Origin of the sequence: Microbacterium sp. Leaf436 (assembly GCF_001424715.1) — a bacterium.
Lineage (GTDB): Bacteria > Actinomycetota > Actinomycetes > Actinomycetales > Microbacteriaceae > Microbacterium.
This window is the reverse complement of the sequence record NZ_LMRB01000001.1, coordinates 381,740-397,631: the sequence shown is the minus strand read 5'-3', so window position 1 is coordinate 397,631 and position 15,892 is coordinate 381,740. Positions and strand designations below refer to the sequence as shown.

Here is a 15,892-nt window from a genome sequence, read left to right as displayed (position 1 = left end):
GGCGGGCGCTATGAGGCGGCTCGGTATCGCTGCGCGGTGGCGCCCGAGCGGAACTCCCGGCGCTCGACGAGCTCGAGTCGCATTTGATTCCGGATGCCATCGAGCAGGCGTGGCCCGCGCCCGGCGACCACCGGGTGTACGACGAAGGTGTACTCGTCGATGAGCCCGGCCGCGGCGAGCGCGGCCGGGAGTTGCACGCCGCCGAGCGAAATGCCCCGCCCCGGCCGTTCCTTCAGCGCCCGAACGGCTTCGACAACGTCACCACTGATGAGTTCGGCGTTCCAGTCCACGGCGTCGATGGTTCCGGATGCCACGACCTTCCGCATCGGATCCATCACCTCCGAGAAGGCCACCTCATCGGCATCCATCCAGTCCGGCCACTCCCCCGACTCCGGCCGCCGCCACGCCCCCAGCATCAGCTCGTACGTGACGCGGCCGTAGAGGAGTGTGTCCGAGCGTCGCAGCTCGTCGGTCCAGAACGCCATGGATTCGGAGTCCGGCGGAAGGCCGGTCTCGTGGTGGACGCAGCCGTCGAGCGTGACGTTGATGGCGTAGCGGAGCGGCTGGGTCATGCCGCTAGCTTGGTCGTCGGATCCCCTCGGCGGAAGGGCCTCCGCCCGCCGCCGCGAACCGCTGTGCCTGCACCGCGAACGCCTCCGCCAACTCCGCTGGCCCCACCACCTCCATCGCCACCTCGAACCGTCCGAACGATGCGGCGAGGGCACCCCACGACCACGAACCGGCTTCGAGGGTGCAGCGCTCGTCGTCCACAGCCGTGACGGTGCCGTCGCCCGCGAAGGGCAGCACATCGCGGGCCGGCGCGTGCAACAGCACCGTCCCCCGGCAGGCCCACTCATTCGTGTCCGACCCCTTGAACCGCGCCGAGACGAACGCGTCGACATCACCGCCCGGCACGATCCGCGGCAGGAACGGAGCTCCCGACGGCACTCGCGGCCGCACTCGATGCGCCGAGAAGAGCCGCCAGTCCTCCCGGTCGAGGTCCCACGCGAGCAGGTACCACCTGCCCTGCGATGCGACGAGATGGTGCGGCTCGACCCGCCGGACCGGCCCCGGCTCGGCGTCGTCCCCCTCGCGAGGCAGGTAGTCGAAGCGGACTGTCACCCGGTCACGCAGAGCCTGCCCCAGCGTCAGGAGCACGTCCAGGGGCACCGCGACGGCCGGCCCGTCACCGGGTCGCCCGACCGTGGTCACCTCGATGGCATCGAGCCGGTGCCGTAGCCGCGATGGCAGCACCTGACGCATGGTCCCGAGTGCGCGCACCGCCGCCTCCCCGATACCGGCGCCCAGCGCAGGAGCCGCCCGCAGCGCGATCGCGACCGCGAGCGCCTGGTCGTCGTCGAAGAGCAGCGGGGGCATGTCGTTTCCCGCCTCGAGGCGGTATCCGCCGTCGGGACCCATCGCTGCCTCGATGCGGTAGCCCATCTCGCGAAGACGGTCGATGTCACGCCGCACCGTGCGATGGCTGATACCCAGCCGCGACGCCAACACCGACCCCGGCCAGTCGCGCCGGGCCTGCAGCAGCGACAGCAGAGTGAGCAATCTCGACGTCGTAGCCATGTCGTCCACGTTAGAGCGAATAGAGGACAGAAACAGACCTACACGGCTGAGACCGTTGATTCACAAGCCGATCCCGGCCGAGACATCGAGGAGCAGACATGTCCGTGCAGACCACCACCCACCTGAACTTCCGCGGCGACGCCCGTGAGGCGCTCGCTTTCTACCAGTCCGTCTTCGGCGGACACCTCGTCGTCAACACCTACGCCGACTTCGGGATGCCGGCCGACATCCCCGGATCCGACAAGGTCGTCTTCGGCCTGGTCGCCGCCGAGAACGGCTTCCGCATCATGGGCTACGACATCCCCGGCCGCACCGAGGGCGGCATCGTCGGCGGCGGGTCGACCCACCGCGAGAACAACACGACGGTCACGGAGCAGGCGCTGTTCGTGTCGATCACCTCTCCCACGCTCGACGAGCTGCAGGGCCACTGGGACGCCCTGGCGGTGGATGCCACGATCGTCGAGCCCCTGGCGGCATCAGCGTGGAGTGCCGGCTTCGGGATGCTGACCGACCGGTTCGGGGTCACGTGGAGCGCGTCGGTCGCGGCGGCGTGACCCCAGGGGTCGTGGCGCGGGCCTTGGGCTTGCGCCACGACCCCCCGCGAGGTTTGGCCAGAGAAGCGGGCTTTGGCTACGCGTTGCGGCTGCACGGCGCCAGCTGCGCGAATTTCTCTCCCCGCCTCTAACCAGCCGACCAGAACGCATCCCAGACCTTGTCGACCCGACTCTTCATTGGACCTGTCACCACAGACTCTCCCGACTCGCGTGCAACCCTCCTACGCTAACCGAGGCGGCGAGCACGGGAAGCTCGGCTCTGACGGGGCGATGGTGTCGTCATCGGGCAGAACGGATGCGGCGCACGCTACCCAGCCGCAGGGGCTTCAGCCGGGCGCACGTGGTGCCCCAGCTGCGACTACGGTCGTGCCATGGCCATTGTGCTCAGGGTTGTGGCAGCCGTGATTCAGGACGGAGATCAGTTCCTCGCGTGTCGACGTCGCCCAGGAAAGGCCTCGGGTGGGCGTTGGGAATTCCCAGGGGGCAAGGTCGAGGACGGAGAGAGCGCAGCTGAGGCCCTGCGCCGCGAGATTCAAGAAGAGTTGGCCATCAGCATCCGCGTTCTGGGAGAACTGACGACCGACGAAACGTTGGTCGGTGATCTCGTCATTCGGTTGACCTGCCTTCGCGCTGAGCTCGAAGGACCACGGCCGACCCAGAGCACCGATCATGACAGCCTGGCGTGGGTAGCTGCGCGAGCTCTTGAGCACTTGCATTGGGCCGAGCCCGACTGGCCCGCCGTGAAGATCCTGATTGCGCGCGGATACTAAGGCGCAGAGACCTCAAAGCCGTCATCGATTCTCCGAACCAAAGTAATACCGAGGGTGTGCATCAACTCGCGGAGATCTTCCTCCGGGGGTCCCGGGAGAAGAATGACGGGAGTGGCATCCAGCCCCGCCTTTCGAGCCACGTGGACGTAATCCAGAACCTGCCCGATCGCCGTTCGCACGTGCCCTCGCGCGGTCGACTTTTTCGCCTCCACGATCCAGTCGCGTTCCGGGACGAACATGTCTGGCTCGATCAGTGCACTCCCCGCTCGGAGCGGGAGTCGTTGCGGTGAAAGCCCCTGCGTGCCCAGCCACTCACCGAACGCGGCCTGCAGCTCAAATTCGATCCGAGAAACGACACGCTCGCCAGGGGCGGCCTCGGTAGCGGCCAACACCACATCGTCGTACTCAGGGGGCGTCCACGCGCGCGGCGTAGCCGAGTAGTGGGTAAGTGCGTCCGGTCCCAAGCCGCCCCCATAGGCAGGGAGCAGCTCGACGTTCGCATTGATCGGCAGGAGGTTGAAGATGATTCCTGCGCGGGGATTTCCAGAAGCGTCAGGGATCGTTTCGATCTCATGCGTGGGTGTACCTGTCGTGAACGCTCCGACATAGGTCGCTGACGTGCCGCGTGTTCTGAAGAGCCGGATGGTCCTCCCGTCCTTAGCGCAATCGCGCAAGGCACGGTTCCCGCGCACGAACTCCTGTTGCCCGTACTGCCCCTCACCGGTGTACGAGTAGGAGCCGTCCTCCCGTAACCCCTCGAACTTGTCGTATCCGTATCTGGCCCCCGACTCCGGGTCCGTGAAGATGAAGATGTCATTCTGTCCCCGTGGTGTGGAGATCCCACCTTGCTGCTGACCGCCGTATGCGTCGTGCATTGATCGTCTGCGAACGGTGTCGCCCGGCTCAAGCAGCCAGTCATCCCGCTTTACCCGACGACCGTCGCGGAAACGTTCTCGGACCCCCTCAGCCTGCTCGTCAGACAGATGCCAGCGCGGCGAACCTTGCTCGAGAGTCCCGTACACGGAACGCAGATGGTCCCGAATTCTTTTCTGTGGCACTTGAAGCTCGATGGAAAGTTGAGCCGGGGTGATCGTAACCATTGATGAAAGCTATCGGCCAATCAGCTATACCGATCAAAGGAGGCCATTCATTCGCCGAAATGCGCGCTGACGAGATGGCGACCGGCACGCCCACCGAGGCCACAGCCCACCCTTTCCTCCACGTCGACGCAACGTTTCGCCGTGTCGTCGATCAGCTCCATGCGGCCGCTAAACCGCGGCAGCGGGGCTTGATCCCGCGGTTGATCGAGCCGCCGGCCAACACCGACAACGAGACCCGGCTGATGTGCGCTCTGGGATTCTGGAAGCGCTAGTAGACCGTCAGGCCGATTCCGCCCGGCGGTACCGCTGCACCACAACGCCCCGCCCCAACTCCCACCGCTCAACCAACTCCAACGGCCCCCACACCCCCTCCAGCAACCGCGGCCCCCGCCCCGCGACCACCGGGTGCACGACGAACGTGAACTCATCGATCAGCCCGAGCTCCGCGAGCGCCGCCGGCAGCCGCACCCCACCCACCAAGATCCCCCGCCCCGGCTGCGCCTTCAACTCGTCGACCGCGGTACCGAGGTCACCCCGCACGAGCGAGGCGTTCCAGTCCACGGCATCCAGTTCCGTCGAGACGACGTACTTCCGCATCGGGTCCATCACCTCCGAGAACGCGACCTCGCTGGCATCCATCCAGTCGGGCCACTCCCCCGACTCGGGTCGACGCCAGGCGGACTCCATCAGCTCGTACGTGACGCGGCCGTAGAGCAGCGAGTCGGAGCGGCGCAGTTCGTCAGTCCAGAACGCCATGGATTCGGCATCCGGAGGCAGGCCCGCCTCGTGGTGAACGCACCCGTCGAGGGTGACGTTGATGCCGTAGCAAAGCGGTTGGGTCACGGCGGTCTCCCTCGACGCGGGCGGTGGTGGCGTCAGGCTAGCGCGGCCGCCGCAACGCCGACAGGGCGCGGAAACCGACACACACCGTCAGCCGCCGGGGGCGACGACGATGGCACCCCGGCATCCCCCGTCAAGACGCCGGTTGCGCCGCCGCCTCAGCAGCCCACGACGCCAGCAACCCCAACCGCTCGGCAGACGGCGAGCCGGGCTCGGCGGAGTAGATCAGCAGAACCTGCCCCGGCTCGGCCGTGATCGCGAGCTCCTCGTAGACGAGGGTCACCTCGCCGACGACGGGGTGGTGGAATCGCTTCTGACCGGATCCGTGGGTGCGCACGTTGTGTGCCGCCCAGAGCGTGCGGAACACCTCGCTTCTCGTCGAGAGTTCGCCGACGAGGTCTTGGATGCCCTTGTCATGCGGATCGCGGCCGGCCTCGGCGCGGATGACGGCGACGCACATGTCGGCGAACAGGTCCCAGTCGGGGTAGAAGTCGTGCGCGGCCGGGTCGAGGAATTGGAAGCGGGCGAAGTTCGGCACGCGTCCCGCGTCACCGATCAGGGGCGAGTAGAACGCCTTGCCCAAGGTATTGAACGCGACGATGTCCTGCCGCTGATCCCGCACCACCGCCACCGAATCGGTTATGGATGCCAGTGCCCACTCCAAGCTGTTCCGGGGTGAGGCGGGTTTGCTGCCACGGCGGCGGGTGCGGCCCGACGACGGGATCCCGTCGGCGTTGCGCGCAAGGTCGAGCAGGTGGGAGTGCTCGGCATCCGAGAGCTGCAGGGCGCGCGAGACCGCGTCGAGCACGGCCGCGGAGGCCCCCGCGATCGACCCGCGTTCCAGCTTCGAGTAGTACTCGACGCTGACCCCGGCGAGCGCGGCGACCTCGCTGCGGCGCAGCCCCTCGACCCGGCGATTCGGCCCGGCGGGGATGCCGGCGGCATCCGGCGACACCCGGGCGCGACGGGTCATGAGGAACTCCCGCACCTCTGATCGATTGTCCATGTGCCCCAGGGTAGGTCGCCCCGCCCGCGGGAGGGATGCCCTCTCAGAGGACCCCACGCTCCTCGCTCAGGAGGGGTTCCCTGCCGGTACACCTCTCATCAGAGACTCCCCGGCTACGCGCTGAGCGCGCACCGTGGATGACATGACCGCACAGATCTCACCCTCGCGGACGGAGTTCAGCCGCATCCTGCCCACTCTGCTCCTGCTGCTGACGGTGTTCGGTCCGATCTCGATGGACCTCTACCTCCCCGCCCTCCCCGCCTTGGCTGCGGAACTCGGCGCGGCCACCTCGGTGGCCCAGCTCACCGTGACGGCCTGCCTGATCGGCCTCGCCCTCGGGCAGCTGGTCGCGGGCGCCCTGTCGGACCGATTCGGGCGACGCGGCATCCTGCTCATCGGCATCGTCGCGTACATCGTCACCTCGGCGCTGTGCGCAATCAGCCCCACGGTCGAACTGCTGATCATCGTGCGATTCGTGCAGGGTCTGGCCGGCGGGGTCGGGATCGTCATCGCGCAGGCAGCCGGTCGTGACATCTACACGGGTGGCGCACTGGTGCGTTTCTACGGCCGCCTCACCGTGGTCGGCGGACTCGCCGCGATCATCGGACCGCTCCTCGGCGGGGTGCTGAACACGGTGGCCGACTGGCGGGGACTTTTCGTCTTCCTGGCTCTCATCGGCGCGGGCATCCTCGTTATCGCCCTGCGGATGTTCCCCGAGACCCTGCCTGCCGAGAGCCGCGCGACGGGCGGCCTCACGCACACCCTGCGCGACTTCCGCACGCTGCTCTCCGACCGGGTGTTCGTCGGCGCGATCCTGAACCAGGGGTTCCTGTACGGCGCCCTGTTCGCCTACCTCGCCGGGTCCACGTTCGTGCTGCAGGACATCTACGGGCTGTCCCCCCTCGCGTACGCACTCGCCTTCGGCCTCAACTCCGCGGGGTTCATGACCCTCGGCTACCTCGCCGGCCGGGCCGCGGAACGGTGGAGCATCACCGGCACCCTGACCGTCGGCATCCTGGTCGCCGGCATCGGCGCGCTCGGGTTGCTGTCGTCGGGACTCACCCGGATGCCGTTGTGGGTGGTGATCGTGTCGCTGTTCCTGCTCGCCGGTGGGGTCGCGATCTCGTCGCCACCCGCGACCACCCTCGCGCTCGTCGACTACCCGCAGATGGCCGGCACCGCCTCATCGCTGCTCGGCATGGTGCGGTTCGGGTTCGGCGGAATCGCCGCGCCCCTGGTCGGGGTAGCGGGGGCGCTCAGCATCCTCCCGCTCGGCGTGGTGACCACCGTCGCGGTGCTGCTCGCCGGCGCCGCCTTCCTCCTGCTCGCCCGCCGACCCCAGCCGCGTGCGTCAGCCGGCCCCCTCACCGACGACGAGCACGCCGGGACCGCGAAGGATCGCAGCCGATGACCGCGTTCACCGGCAAAGCACGGGAACACCGACGTCGTGCGCTGCTCGCCGTCACCGTCGGCGCGCTCATGACCGCGGCGCTCACCGCCTGCTCCCCCACCGCCGCATCGTCGGTTCCGCCCGCGGCCTCCGCCATACCGACGGCCGCCGGCGTCGAGTCATCGTCGGCACCGACACCGACCGATGAACCTGGGCAAATCGTGGGCACGGTGGTGCGGTTCACGTCCGACCGCACGAGCGTCGACGTCACCGTCGGGGAGGACAGCCCCGGCGTGCGCGACTTCCTCTCCCTCCTCCCCACGGAGCTCACGTTCGAGGAGTTCGCCGGCCGGGAGAAGATCTCGTACCTCCCCCGCGAGCTCGCCCACGACGGCTCGCCCGGCTCCGATCCCGAGGACGGAGACCTCATCTACTTCACCTCGTGGGGGAACCTCGGCTTCTACTACAACGCCGACGGCATCGGCTTTTCGGATGCCACCCTGCACATCGGTACGTACGTCGCGACCGAGGAGCAACTCTCGCTCCTCGAGGGCGGTCCCGTGACCGTCGAGATCGTCGACTGACGCCGGCGAGCGCCGTGTTCGCCTGACGCGACGGCGGCTCGTCCGATCCCACCCGCACCACCCGTAGAAAGAGAACATCATGCGCGCAACCCTCATGTACGCCGCCGGTGACGTCCGCGTCGTCGACGTGCCCGAACCGACGATCCAAGAGCCCACCGATGCGGTCATCCGCGTCACCTACGCCTGCGTCTGCGGGTCGGACCTGCACCCCTACCATGACCTCGGCGACACCCCCGAGGGTCGCCGCATGGGCCACGAGGCCATCGGCGTCATCGAGCAGATCGGCGCCGACGTCACCACCCTCGCCGTCGGCGACACCGTCATCGTCCCGTTCGCCTGGTCGGACGGCACCTGCGCGTTCTGCCGCGACGGGATCACCACCTCGTGCGTGCACGGTGGATTCTTCGACGGCGCCCCCTCGGCCACGCAGGCCGAGATGCTGCGGATTCCCTACGCCGACGGAACCGCCGTCGCCATCCCCGCCGGGACCGACGAGGCGCTCATGCCCGCGCTGCTCACCCTCTCCGACGTGTACCTGACCGGCTACCACGCCGCCGTGCGCGGCGGCGTCGAGGCGGGCAAGACCGTCGCCGTGATCGGCGACGGAGCCGTCGGGCTCTCCGCCGTCCTGGCCGCACGTCAGCTCGGCGCCGAGACGATCATCCTGATGGGCCGTCACACCGCCCGCACGGATCTCGGCCGGGAGTTCGGCGCCACCCACGTCGTCGCCGAGCGCGGCGAAGAGGGGATTGCGAAAGTCCTCCAGCTCACCGGCGGCGAAGGGGCGCACGTCGTCCTGGAAGCGGTCGGACACATGCCCGCGTACGAGCAGGCGTACGGCATCGTCCGCCCGGGCGGTGTCATCTCGCGCGTGGGCGTTCCCCAGTACGAGGATGCCGCCGTCGGCTTCGCCTCGCTGTTCGGCAAGAACGCCACCCTCACCGGCGGCCCCGCCACCGTGCGCGCCTACCTCGAAGCCGCCATCCCCCAGGTGATCGACGGCACCATCGATCCCGGAAAGGTCTTCGACCGGGAACTCCCGCTCGACGACATCGCCGAGGCCTACCGGCTGATGGACGCGCGCGAAGCGTTGAAGGTGCTCATCCGCCCCTGACGGGATGAGCGGCGCCCGCGCGGGGTGTCGGGGCGCCCGCCCCGCCCCCGCGCGTGGACACCTCCGCCGCGAGCGGGGTGCTGCTTTCAGACGATCTCGGCTCAGCCTGCCGATTGCCCTCCCCGCTCCAGGCCGAGCGCGGCGTAGTCCTCGTCGGCGACGGGCTCGAGCCACTCGTTCGAGGTGTTCTCCCCCGGCACGGCGATGGCGACGTGGCTGAACCACGAGTCGGCCTTGGCGCCGTGCCAGTGCTTCGTGCCGGCGGGGATCTCGATGACCGTGCCGGGGATGAGGCTGACGGGCTCCTCGCCCTCCGCCTGATACCAACCGCTGCCGGCGGTCGCGAGCAGGATCTGCCCCCCACCCGCGGTGGCGTTGTGGCGGTGCCAGTTGTTTCGGCATCCCGGCTCGAAAGTGACGTTCGCGATGCTCATTCCGAGGCTCGCGAGGGGGGCGAGGTAGCTCTGCCCGATGAAGTACTGCGCGAAGGCGTCGTTCTCGTCGCCGCGCGGAAACAGGCTGTCGAAGGTCATTTCAGTCATCCTTCTCGTCGGTGATGTCTTTCAGCACGGTCATCGCGGCCATGCCATTGGGCCAGCCCGTGTAGAACGCGAGATGGAGGATGGCCTCCTTCAGCTCGTCGGTGGTGACCCCGTTCGTGCGGGCATAGTCGAGGTGGAACCGCAGCTGATCGGTCTTGCCCATGGCGGTCAGGGCGGCGACGGTGATGAGACTCCGGTCGCGTTTGGAGAGGTCGCCGCGCTCCCACACCTCGTCGAACAGCACCTTGTCGGTGTAGTGGACGAGGCCCGGTGCGAAGTCTCCGAAGGCGCGCTGCCCTCCGGTCCATCCGTTCTGCACTTCGGTCATGGTGTCCTCCTTCTCAGACGTCACCACTGAACCGCCTCCCGCGCGGAGGAGGAAGTCTCTGGTGTGACGTGTACTGACAGGGCATTCCACGGCGCGCAGGCCCGCGCGTAACGTCGAACTCATGGACAACAGGGCAGAGGTGCGGGAGTTCCTCACCTCTCGTCGCGCGAAACTCATCCCGGACGACGTGGGGATCCCCGGTGGCGGCAACCGGCGGGTGCCGGGCCTGCGCCGCAACGAGGTCGCCACGCTCGCCGGCGTGAGCATCGAGTACTACTCCAAGATCGAACGCGGGCAGATCGCCGGCGCGTCCGAATCCGTCCTGCACGCGATCGCGCAGGCCCTGCAGCTCGACGACGCCGAACGCGAGCACCTGTTCGATCTGGCCCGAGCGGCTGGACAGACGCCGCCGAGATCGCGCCGCAAGCCGGGCACCCCGGCATCCATCCGCTCCGGCATGGAGCTGATGCTCGACGCGATCACGGGCGGCGCCGCGATGGTGCGCAACGGCCGGATGGACATCCTCGCCGTCAACGCCCTCGGACGCGCCCTGCAGACAGAGGTGTTCGAGTCACCGGGCGACGGGAACCTGGCCCGGTACACCTTCCTCGACCCTCGCGCCCGCGACTTCCACCCGAACTGGGAGAAGGCGGCAGACATCACGGTCGGCATCCTCCGCACCGAGGCCGGCCGCGACCCCTACGACCGCGCCCTGCAGGATCTCGTCGGTGAACTCTCCACCCGCAGCGACGAGTTCCGCGTCAGATGGGGTGCCCACGACGTGCGGCAACACGGCGCCGGGACGAAGCACTTCACCCACCCCGTCGTCGGAGCGCTGGAGCTCAGCTACGAAGACATGCAGTTCGTCCAGCATCCGGGACTCACGTTCCTCGTCTACGTTCCACAGACCGGTTCGGAGAGCGAGGAGCGGTTCCGACTGCTCGCCAGTTGGCAAGCGACGAACGATGCCGCACCGTCCACCAGACCACGTCATTCGCCGACGGCGGCGTCCGAGCGGCTGTCCCCTGCTTCAGCGAAGAGAACCGGAAAGCCAACGACCCCCTCGCGGCATCACGACTGAGTTCGAATGCCCTAGAGATCAGTGCGGGAGGGGCGTGCGGGTTTCGGCCCAGTTGGCCAAGAGTTGCATCCGCTCGTGAGTGGTCGATCCGGGTTCGGCAGAGAAGACGATCATCTGCAGGCCACGGTCGGATGCCAGATCCATGGCCTGGAATGTCAGGTCGAGGTCGCCGACCACGGGGTGGTGAACGGATTTGAGTCCGGTGCGATGCTCGCGCACGTCGTGGGCACCCCAGAGTTTCCGGAACAGGTCGCTCCGGGTGGACAGCTCCCCGACGAGGTCACTGAGCTGCCGGTCATAAGGCGAGCGGCCCGCCTCGGCGCGGAGGACCGCGACGATCTGGCGGGTCTGCGCCTCCCACTCCCGGTAGAACGTTTGCGCGCGCGACTCGAGGAACATGAAACGGGCAGCATTCGCGGGCTGCTGGGCGCCGTCGAGCATCTCCGAGAACAGCGCACGACCGAGTCGGTTCGTGGCGACAGCGTCGAGGCGCCCGTTCTGAACGTAGACGGGCACCGTCGACATCGCATCGATGGTCTGCTGCAAACCCTCGGTGACCTGCGACTTGCGAGACACGTTGCGCCGCTGCGGCGGTCGAGCGCCGGCGTTGGCCGAACGGATCAAGTCGTTGAGGTGCGCATGCTCCGCCTCGTCGAGCTGCAGCGCTCGGCTGACCCCATCGATCACCGCTTCGGACACGCCCGTCGCGTTCCCCCGCTCGAGGCGCTTGTAGTACTCCGCGCTCATCCCCGCCATGAGTGCGACTTCTTCCCGGCGCAGCCCGGGCACCCGCCGACGCCCACCGAAATCCGGAAGGCCGACGTGTGCAGGCGTCAGTTTCGCGCGCCTCGTGGTGAGGAACTCGGTGATCGCGGCGGCGGTGTCCATCTCATCGAAAGTACGCCGATTCCGAGCGGGGAGAGGGTCCCTGTCAGTGCACCCGTAACCAGGGCCACGCTAACTCGGGAACAGGAGCGTTGACTCGAACCGATCACCACGACAGGGGAACACCATGAAGAACGCACACCTCGGAGATCTCGACGTCTCCCGCATCGGCCTCGGCGCGATGACCATGGCCGGCACCTATACGACCGGCGGAGGGCTCGACAACGACGAGTCGATCCGCACGATCCACCGCGCACTCGAGCTCGGGGTCACCCACATCGACACCGCCGAGATCTATGGGCCGTACCTCAGCGAGGAGATCGTCGGTCAGGCGATCAAGGGACGCCGTGACCAGGTGAAGATCGCGACCAAGTTCGGTCTCGTCTCCCACTCGGGCGGTGGCCCCGGCACGATCGACAGCAGCCCCGCGAACATCAAGGCAGCGGTGGAGGGGTCACTGCGGCGCCTCGGCACCGACCACATCGACCTCTACTACCAGCACCGCGTCGACCCGAACACGCCCATCGAGGAAACCGCCGGGGCTGTCGCCGATCTGATCGCGGAGGGAAAGGTCTTGCACTTCGGTCTTTCTGAAGCGTCAGTGCAGACCATCCGCCGCGCACACGCCGTGCAGCCGGTGACCGCTCTGCAGACGGAGTACTCGCTGTGGACCCGCGACGTGGAAGCGGAGATCCTGCCGGTCCTGCGTGAGCTCGGCATCGGCTTCATGCCGTATTCGCCGCTCGGGCACGGCCTGCTCACCGGGCAGATCCGCTCCGCAGCCGACATTCCCGACGACGACTGGCGCAAGACCAACCCCCGCTTCGTCGGCGAGAACTTCGCACGCAACCTCCGTCTGGTCGACGAGGTCCGCGCGATCGGCGCGGAGATCGGAGCCACCCCCGCGCAGACCGCCCTCGCCTGGATCCTCACCCGTGGCGACGACATCGCCCCGATCCCCGGCACCCGCCGCGTGGAGCGGATGGAAGAGAACACCGCGGCGGATCAGGTCGAGCTGACCGAGGACCAGATCACCCGTCTGACGAGCTTGGAGCCGGCCGCGGGCGACCGCCACGACGAGGCGAACATGGTGTCGATCGACACGTGAGCCCTTCTGACACGCGCCGCCCGGCGGCACGACGAACGACCCCGATCGCAACCGGTCAAGTACCTGCCTCATCGGTCGCAGCCGACGGCCAGCGCGGGTCGAGGTCGTAGTCCTCGATCCGCCTATCCAGCGCGGCACGCACGTGCCCGGGAGCGTCCTCTCCAACGAGAAGGCGCAGGCGACGATCGCTATGGTCCGCAACGTGCGATAGGACGGCGGCCGCGATTGCGGTGGACGACGTTCCACCGCCCGTGCCGCTGGGCGGCCACGGCACTTCGGCTGTGCCGAAGAGACGGACCCGCAGGTTGTCGTAGGCAGGAGCGGGCGTCGCAAAATGCATGCTGCCGGCGCCCCATTCGGTGTCGATAGCTCCGGGCTCGACGATGGTCGTGCGGACACCGAACTCGGCGACTTCGGCCGCCATCGCCTCGCTCCACCCTTCGAGACCCCACTTCGCCGCGTTGTAGAGACCCAGCGTGGGCATAGTGCCGGCGGCTCCGACCGTCGATATCTGGACGATGTGCCCTCCTCCCTGGCGGCGCATGACCGGAAGCGCAGCCTGCGACAGCCAGAGCGGCCCGAGAAGGTCGGTATCGAGGAGATCTCGCGCCTCGTTCTCGTCCACTTCTTCGATCGCTCCGATGAGGCCGTAGCCGGCGTTGTTCACCAGGACGTCCAGGCGCCCGAGCTCCGACGCCGCTGTCTCGACGACAGCCGTCGCCATCGCCCGATCCCGCACATCCAGATGTCTGACGTGCAACTGCTCATGAGCGGGGAGGGTGTGTTCGCCGCGCACGGTAGCCACGACCGTGTGCCCCTCCGCCAGCGCAGCGAGAGTAAGGGCACGGCCGAGCCCGCGGCCGGCTCCGGTGATCATCCAGACCTGTCGAGTGCTCATCCGGTCACTCTATCCAAAACGAGACGCAGCGTTCCTTTTTGGATATGATCAGACCATGGCCAGCACACGAACGCGCGCACGGGTGCATGAGGCGGCTCTTGCTCTCGTAGGTGATGCCGGAATCGCAAAGGTCACGATGGAGGGCATCGCCGCCCGCGCGGGCGTGGGCAAACAAACTCTTTACCGAACCTGGCCGTCGACGTCGACGATCCTGTTCGACGCGTTGCTCGCCCGGAGCGAGACTCCCGAGGGCGTTGTCGCCGTGCCCGATAGCGGCGACTTGAGGTCCGATCTTCTCCTGCTGGTGCAGCAGACAATCCATGAGCTGACCTCGCCCGCGACTGAGCCGTTGTTGCGCACAGTCACCGCCGCCATTCAGACGGACTCTGACCTTGCCCGCCAGTACCGCGACCTATTGCTCGAGCCCCAGATGTCCGCCGTCGCCCAACGCCTCGAACGTGGCGGAGTCACCGAGCCCGATGCGGCGGCGGAACTCTTGCTCGGTCCAGTCCTCCATCGCTGGCTGCTCCGCAGGGGCACCTTCGACCACGGTTGGATGGAAGATCACGTCGACCGCACGTTGCGTGGCGTGGCGTGGAGGTCGACTGACCAGATGAGCTCGACTAGCCGAAGGTCGTGAACCGCGTCCGCCAGGAGCTTGTCGCCTCGAGGCATTCACGGCGGCAATCTGACGTCTTCCGCGGGGATCCACAAAAAGAGAACTACATCCCCGGCGCCATATCCGCGAACCGCGAATAATGCCCCTGGAACGCCACCGTGATCGTGTCCGTCGGCCCGTTACGGTGCTTCGCCACGATCAAGTCCGCCTCGCCCGCGCGCGGCGAGTCCTTCTCGTACGCGGCCTCACGGTGCAGCAGCACCACCATGTCGGCATCCTGCTCGATCGAGCCCGACTCACGCAGGTCGCTCAGAGCCGGCTTCTTGTCGGCGCGCTGCTCGGCACCACGGTTCAGCTGCGACAGGGCGATGACGGGAACCTGCAGCTCTTTCGCCATCAGCTTCAGCGCGCGTGAGAACTCACTGACCTCCTGCTGACGCGACTCGACGCGCTTACCGCTGGTGAGCAGCTGGAGGTAGTCGATGACGACCATCTTCAGACCCTCGCGCTGCTTGAGGCGGCGGCACTTCGCCCGGATCTCGACCAGCGTCATGTTGGGGCTGTCATCGATGTAGAGGGGCGCGTCGTTGATGCGACCGCGCGTGGAGGCGACGGTGGTCCAGTCGCGGGAGTCGAGCGTTCCCTTGCGCATGCTCTGCAGCGGGATCGAACCCTCAGCGCTGAGGAGGCGCATGGCGATCTCGGAACGACCCATTTCGAGCGAGAAGAAGATGCACGGCGCGTTCGACTTGATCGCGGCGGCGCGGGCGAAGTCGAGCGCGAGCGTCGACTTACCCATGGCGGGGCGCGCGGCGAGCACGATCATCTGGCCCGGGTGCAGACCGTTGGTGAGTTGGTCGAGACCGGCGAAGCCGGTGGGGATGCCGGTCATCGACCCGTCGCGACCGCGGGCGGCCTCGATCTCTTCGACCGCGGCATCCACCGCCATCGTCAGCGGGATGTAGTCGTCGGCGCTGTCGTCGCCCGAGACGTTGTAGATCTCGGCCTGGGCGCTGTTGACGAGATCGACCGGATCGCCCTCGCCCGCGTAGCCCATCTGCACGATGCGCGTGCCGGCCTCGACCAGGCGGCGCAGCAGCGCGCGCTCGGCGACGATCGAGGCGTAGTACCCCGCGTTGGCGGCGGTCGGCACGATCGAGGTGAGGGTGTGGAGGTAGTCCGCTCCCCCGGCTCGCTGCAGCTCACCGGTCTTGATCAACTCGTCGGTGACGGCCACGACGTCGGTGGGCTCGCCGTGCGAGTACAGGGTGAGGATGGCCTCGAAGATCAGCTCGTGCTTCGGCACGTAGAAGTCGGGGCCGCGCAGGCTCTCGATGACGTCGGCCACGGCGTCTTTCGACAGCAGCATGCCGCCCAGTGCGCTCTGCTCGGCGAGGGTGTCGTGCGGCGGAGTGCGCTCGGGACGCGGGGCTTTTCCGAGACGCTCTTCGGCGATGTCAGCGATCGACACGGGCTCTCCTTCTGATCTCGGGCG

18 protein-coding genes are annotated in these 15,892 nt (G+C 67.8%); 8 read left to right on the top strand and 10 right to left on the bottom strand.

The features are described from left to right. Positions 1 to 8 precede the first annotated feature (8 nt). Entirely contained in the window at positions 9 to 572 is a 564-nt protein-coding gene (locus tag ASG45_RS01815) for a dihydrofolate reductase family protein (protein ID WP_055832424.1), read from the bottom strand. Positions 573 to 576: 4 nt separating this feature from the next. After that, positions 577 to 1,578 (bottom strand): helix-turn-helix transcriptional regulator, encoded by a 1,002-nt coding sequence (locus tag ASG45_RS01810; RefSeq protein ID WP_055832422.1) that lies wholly within the window; start codon positions 1,576 to 1,578, stop codon positions 577 to 579. Between the two features lie 98 nt (positions 1,579 to 1,676). Between ASG45_RS01810 and ASG45_RS01805 the strand changes: the two genes are divergently transcribed. Both ASG45_RS01805 and ASG45_RS15790 read left to right on the top strand, forming a co-directional pair. Then, on the top strand, positions 1,677 to 2,132 hold the full coding sequence (locus ASG45_RS01805) for a VOC family protein (RefSeq protein ID WP_055832421.1): 456 nt from the start codon (positions 1,677 to 1,679) through the stop codon (positions 2,130 to 2,132). Between the two features lie 371 nt (positions 2,133 to 2,503). Next, the gene (locus ASG45_RS15790; RefSeq protein WP_082516409.1) at positions 2,504 to 2,902 is read left to right on the top strand and encodes a (deoxy)nucleoside triphosphate pyrophosphohydrolase; all 399 of its coding nucleotides are present in this window, start codon (positions 2,504 to 2,506) and stop codon (positions 2,900 to 2,902) included. On the opposite strand, the gene ASG45_RS01800 is transcribed toward ASG45_RS15790, so the two are convergent. The 3 genes from ASG45_RS01800 to ASG45_RS01785 form a co-directional block, all read right to left on the bottom strand. Beyond that, positions 2,899 to 4,002, bottom strand: coding sequence for a hypothetical protein (locus ASG45_RS01800; protein ID WP_055832420.1), 1,104 nt, complete (start codon positions 4,000 to 4,002; stop codon positions 2,899 to 2,901). The genes ASG45_RS15790 and ASG45_RS01800 overlap by 4 nt on opposite strands. Before the next feature lie 279 nt (positions 4,003 to 4,281). Next, a complete protein-coding gene (locus tag ASG45_RS01790; protein ID WP_055832417.1) occupies positions 4,282 to 4,845 on the bottom strand; it encodes a dihydrofolate reductase family protein in 564 nt (187 codons plus the stop codon). 130 nt (positions 4,846 to 4,975) lie between these two features. Then, entirely contained in the window at positions 4,976 to 5,848 is an 873-nt protein-coding gene (locus tag ASG45_RS01785) for a helix-turn-helix domain-containing protein (protein ID WP_055832415.1), read from the bottom strand. Positions 5,849 to 5,990: 142 nt separating this feature from the next. Between ASG45_RS01785 and ASG45_RS01780 the strand changes: the two genes are divergently transcribed. The 3 genes from ASG45_RS01780 (at position 5,991) to ASG45_RS01770 (ending at position 8,936) form a co-directional block, all read left to right on the top strand. Beyond that, the gene (locus ASG45_RS01780; RefSeq protein WP_055832413.1) at positions 5,991 to 7,259 is read left to right on the top strand and encodes a multidrug effflux MFS transporter; all 1,269 of its coding nucleotides are present in this window, start codon (positions 5,991 to 5,993) and stop codon (positions 7,257 to 7,259) included. Then, on the top strand, positions 7,256 to 7,822 hold the full coding sequence (locus tag ASG45_RS01775; protein WP_235561544.1) for a cyclophilin-like fold protein: 567 nt from the start codon (positions 7,256 to 7,258) through the stop codon (positions 7,820 to 7,822). The genes ASG45_RS01780 and ASG45_RS01775 overlap by 4 nt, the downstream gene beginning before the upstream one ends. Before the next feature lie 79 nt (positions 7,823 to 7,901). Then, complete coding sequence (locus ASG45_RS01770) at positions 7,902 to 8,936, top strand: zinc-binding dehydrogenase (RefSeq protein ID WP_082516408.1); 1,035 nt, start codon at positions 7,902 to 7,904, stop codon at positions 8,934 to 8,936. 101 nt (positions 8,937 to 9,037) lie between these two features. Here ASG45_RS01770 and ASG45_RS01765 read toward each other — a convergent pair whose 3' ends face one another. Together ASG45_RS01765 and ASG45_RS01760 are read right to left on the bottom strand one after the other, a co-directional pair. Further along, entirely contained in the window at positions 9,038 to 9,469 is a 432-nt protein-coding gene (locus ASG45_RS01765; protein ID WP_235561543.1) for a cupin domain-containing protein, read from the bottom strand. A gap of 1 nt (position 9,470) precedes the next feature. After that, a complete protein-coding gene (locus tag ASG45_RS01760; RefSeq protein WP_055832409.1) occupies positions 9,471 to 9,806 on the bottom strand; it encodes a carboxymuconolactone decarboxylase family protein in 336 nt (111 codons plus the stop codon). A gap of 121 nt (positions 9,807 to 9,927) precedes the next feature. Here ASG45_RS01760 and ASG45_RS01755 point away from each other — a divergent pair, with 121 nt between their 5' ends. Next, a complete protein-coding gene (locus ASG45_RS01755) occupies positions 9,928 to 10,887 on the top strand; it encodes a helix-turn-helix transcriptional regulator (protein ID WP_055832408.1) in 960 nt (319 codons plus the stop codon). A gap of 18 nt (positions 10,888 to 10,905) precedes the next feature. On the opposite strand, the gene ASG45_RS01750 is transcribed toward ASG45_RS01755, so the two are convergent. Beyond that, positions 10,906 to 11,775 (bottom strand): helix-turn-helix transcriptional regulator, encoded by an 870-nt coding sequence (locus ASG45_RS01750; RefSeq protein ID WP_055832406.1) that lies wholly within the window; start codon positions 11,773 to 11,775, stop codon positions 10,906 to 10,908. Between the two features lie 124 nt (positions 11,776 to 11,899). On the opposite strand from ASG45_RS01750, the gene ASG45_RS01745 reads away from it, so the two are divergent. Next, a complete protein-coding gene (locus tag ASG45_RS01745) occupies positions 11,900 to 12,880 on the top strand; it encodes an aldo/keto reductase (protein ID WP_055832404.1) in 981 nt (326 codons plus the stop codon). A gap of 55 nt (positions 12,881 to 12,935) precedes the next feature. Here the strand turns inward: ASG45_RS01745 and ASG45_RS01740 are convergent, their stop codons facing one another. Beyond that, entirely contained in the window at positions 12,936 to 13,778 is an 843-nt protein-coding gene (locus tag ASG45_RS01740; RefSeq protein WP_235561542.1) for an SDR family NAD(P)-dependent oxidoreductase, read from the bottom strand. A 55-nt stretch (positions 13,779 to 13,833) separates the two neighbouring features. Here ASG45_RS01740 and ASG45_RS01735 point away from each other — a divergent pair, with 55 nt between their 5' ends. Beyond that, complete coding sequence (locus ASG45_RS01735; protein ID WP_055832401.1) at positions 13,834 to 14,418, top strand: TetR/AcrR family transcriptional regulator; 585 nt, start codon at positions 13,834 to 13,836, stop codon at positions 14,416 to 14,418. 82 nt (positions 14,419 to 14,500) lie between these two features. Here ASG45_RS01735 and dnaB read toward each other — a convergent pair whose 3' ends face one another. Further along, complete coding sequence (gene dnaB / locus ASG45_RS01730; RefSeq protein WP_055832400.1) at positions 14,501 to 15,868, bottom strand: replicative DNA helicase; 1,368 nt, start codon at positions 15,866 to 15,868, stop codon at positions 14,501 to 14,503. Positions 15,869 to 15,892 lie beyond the last annotated feature (24 nt).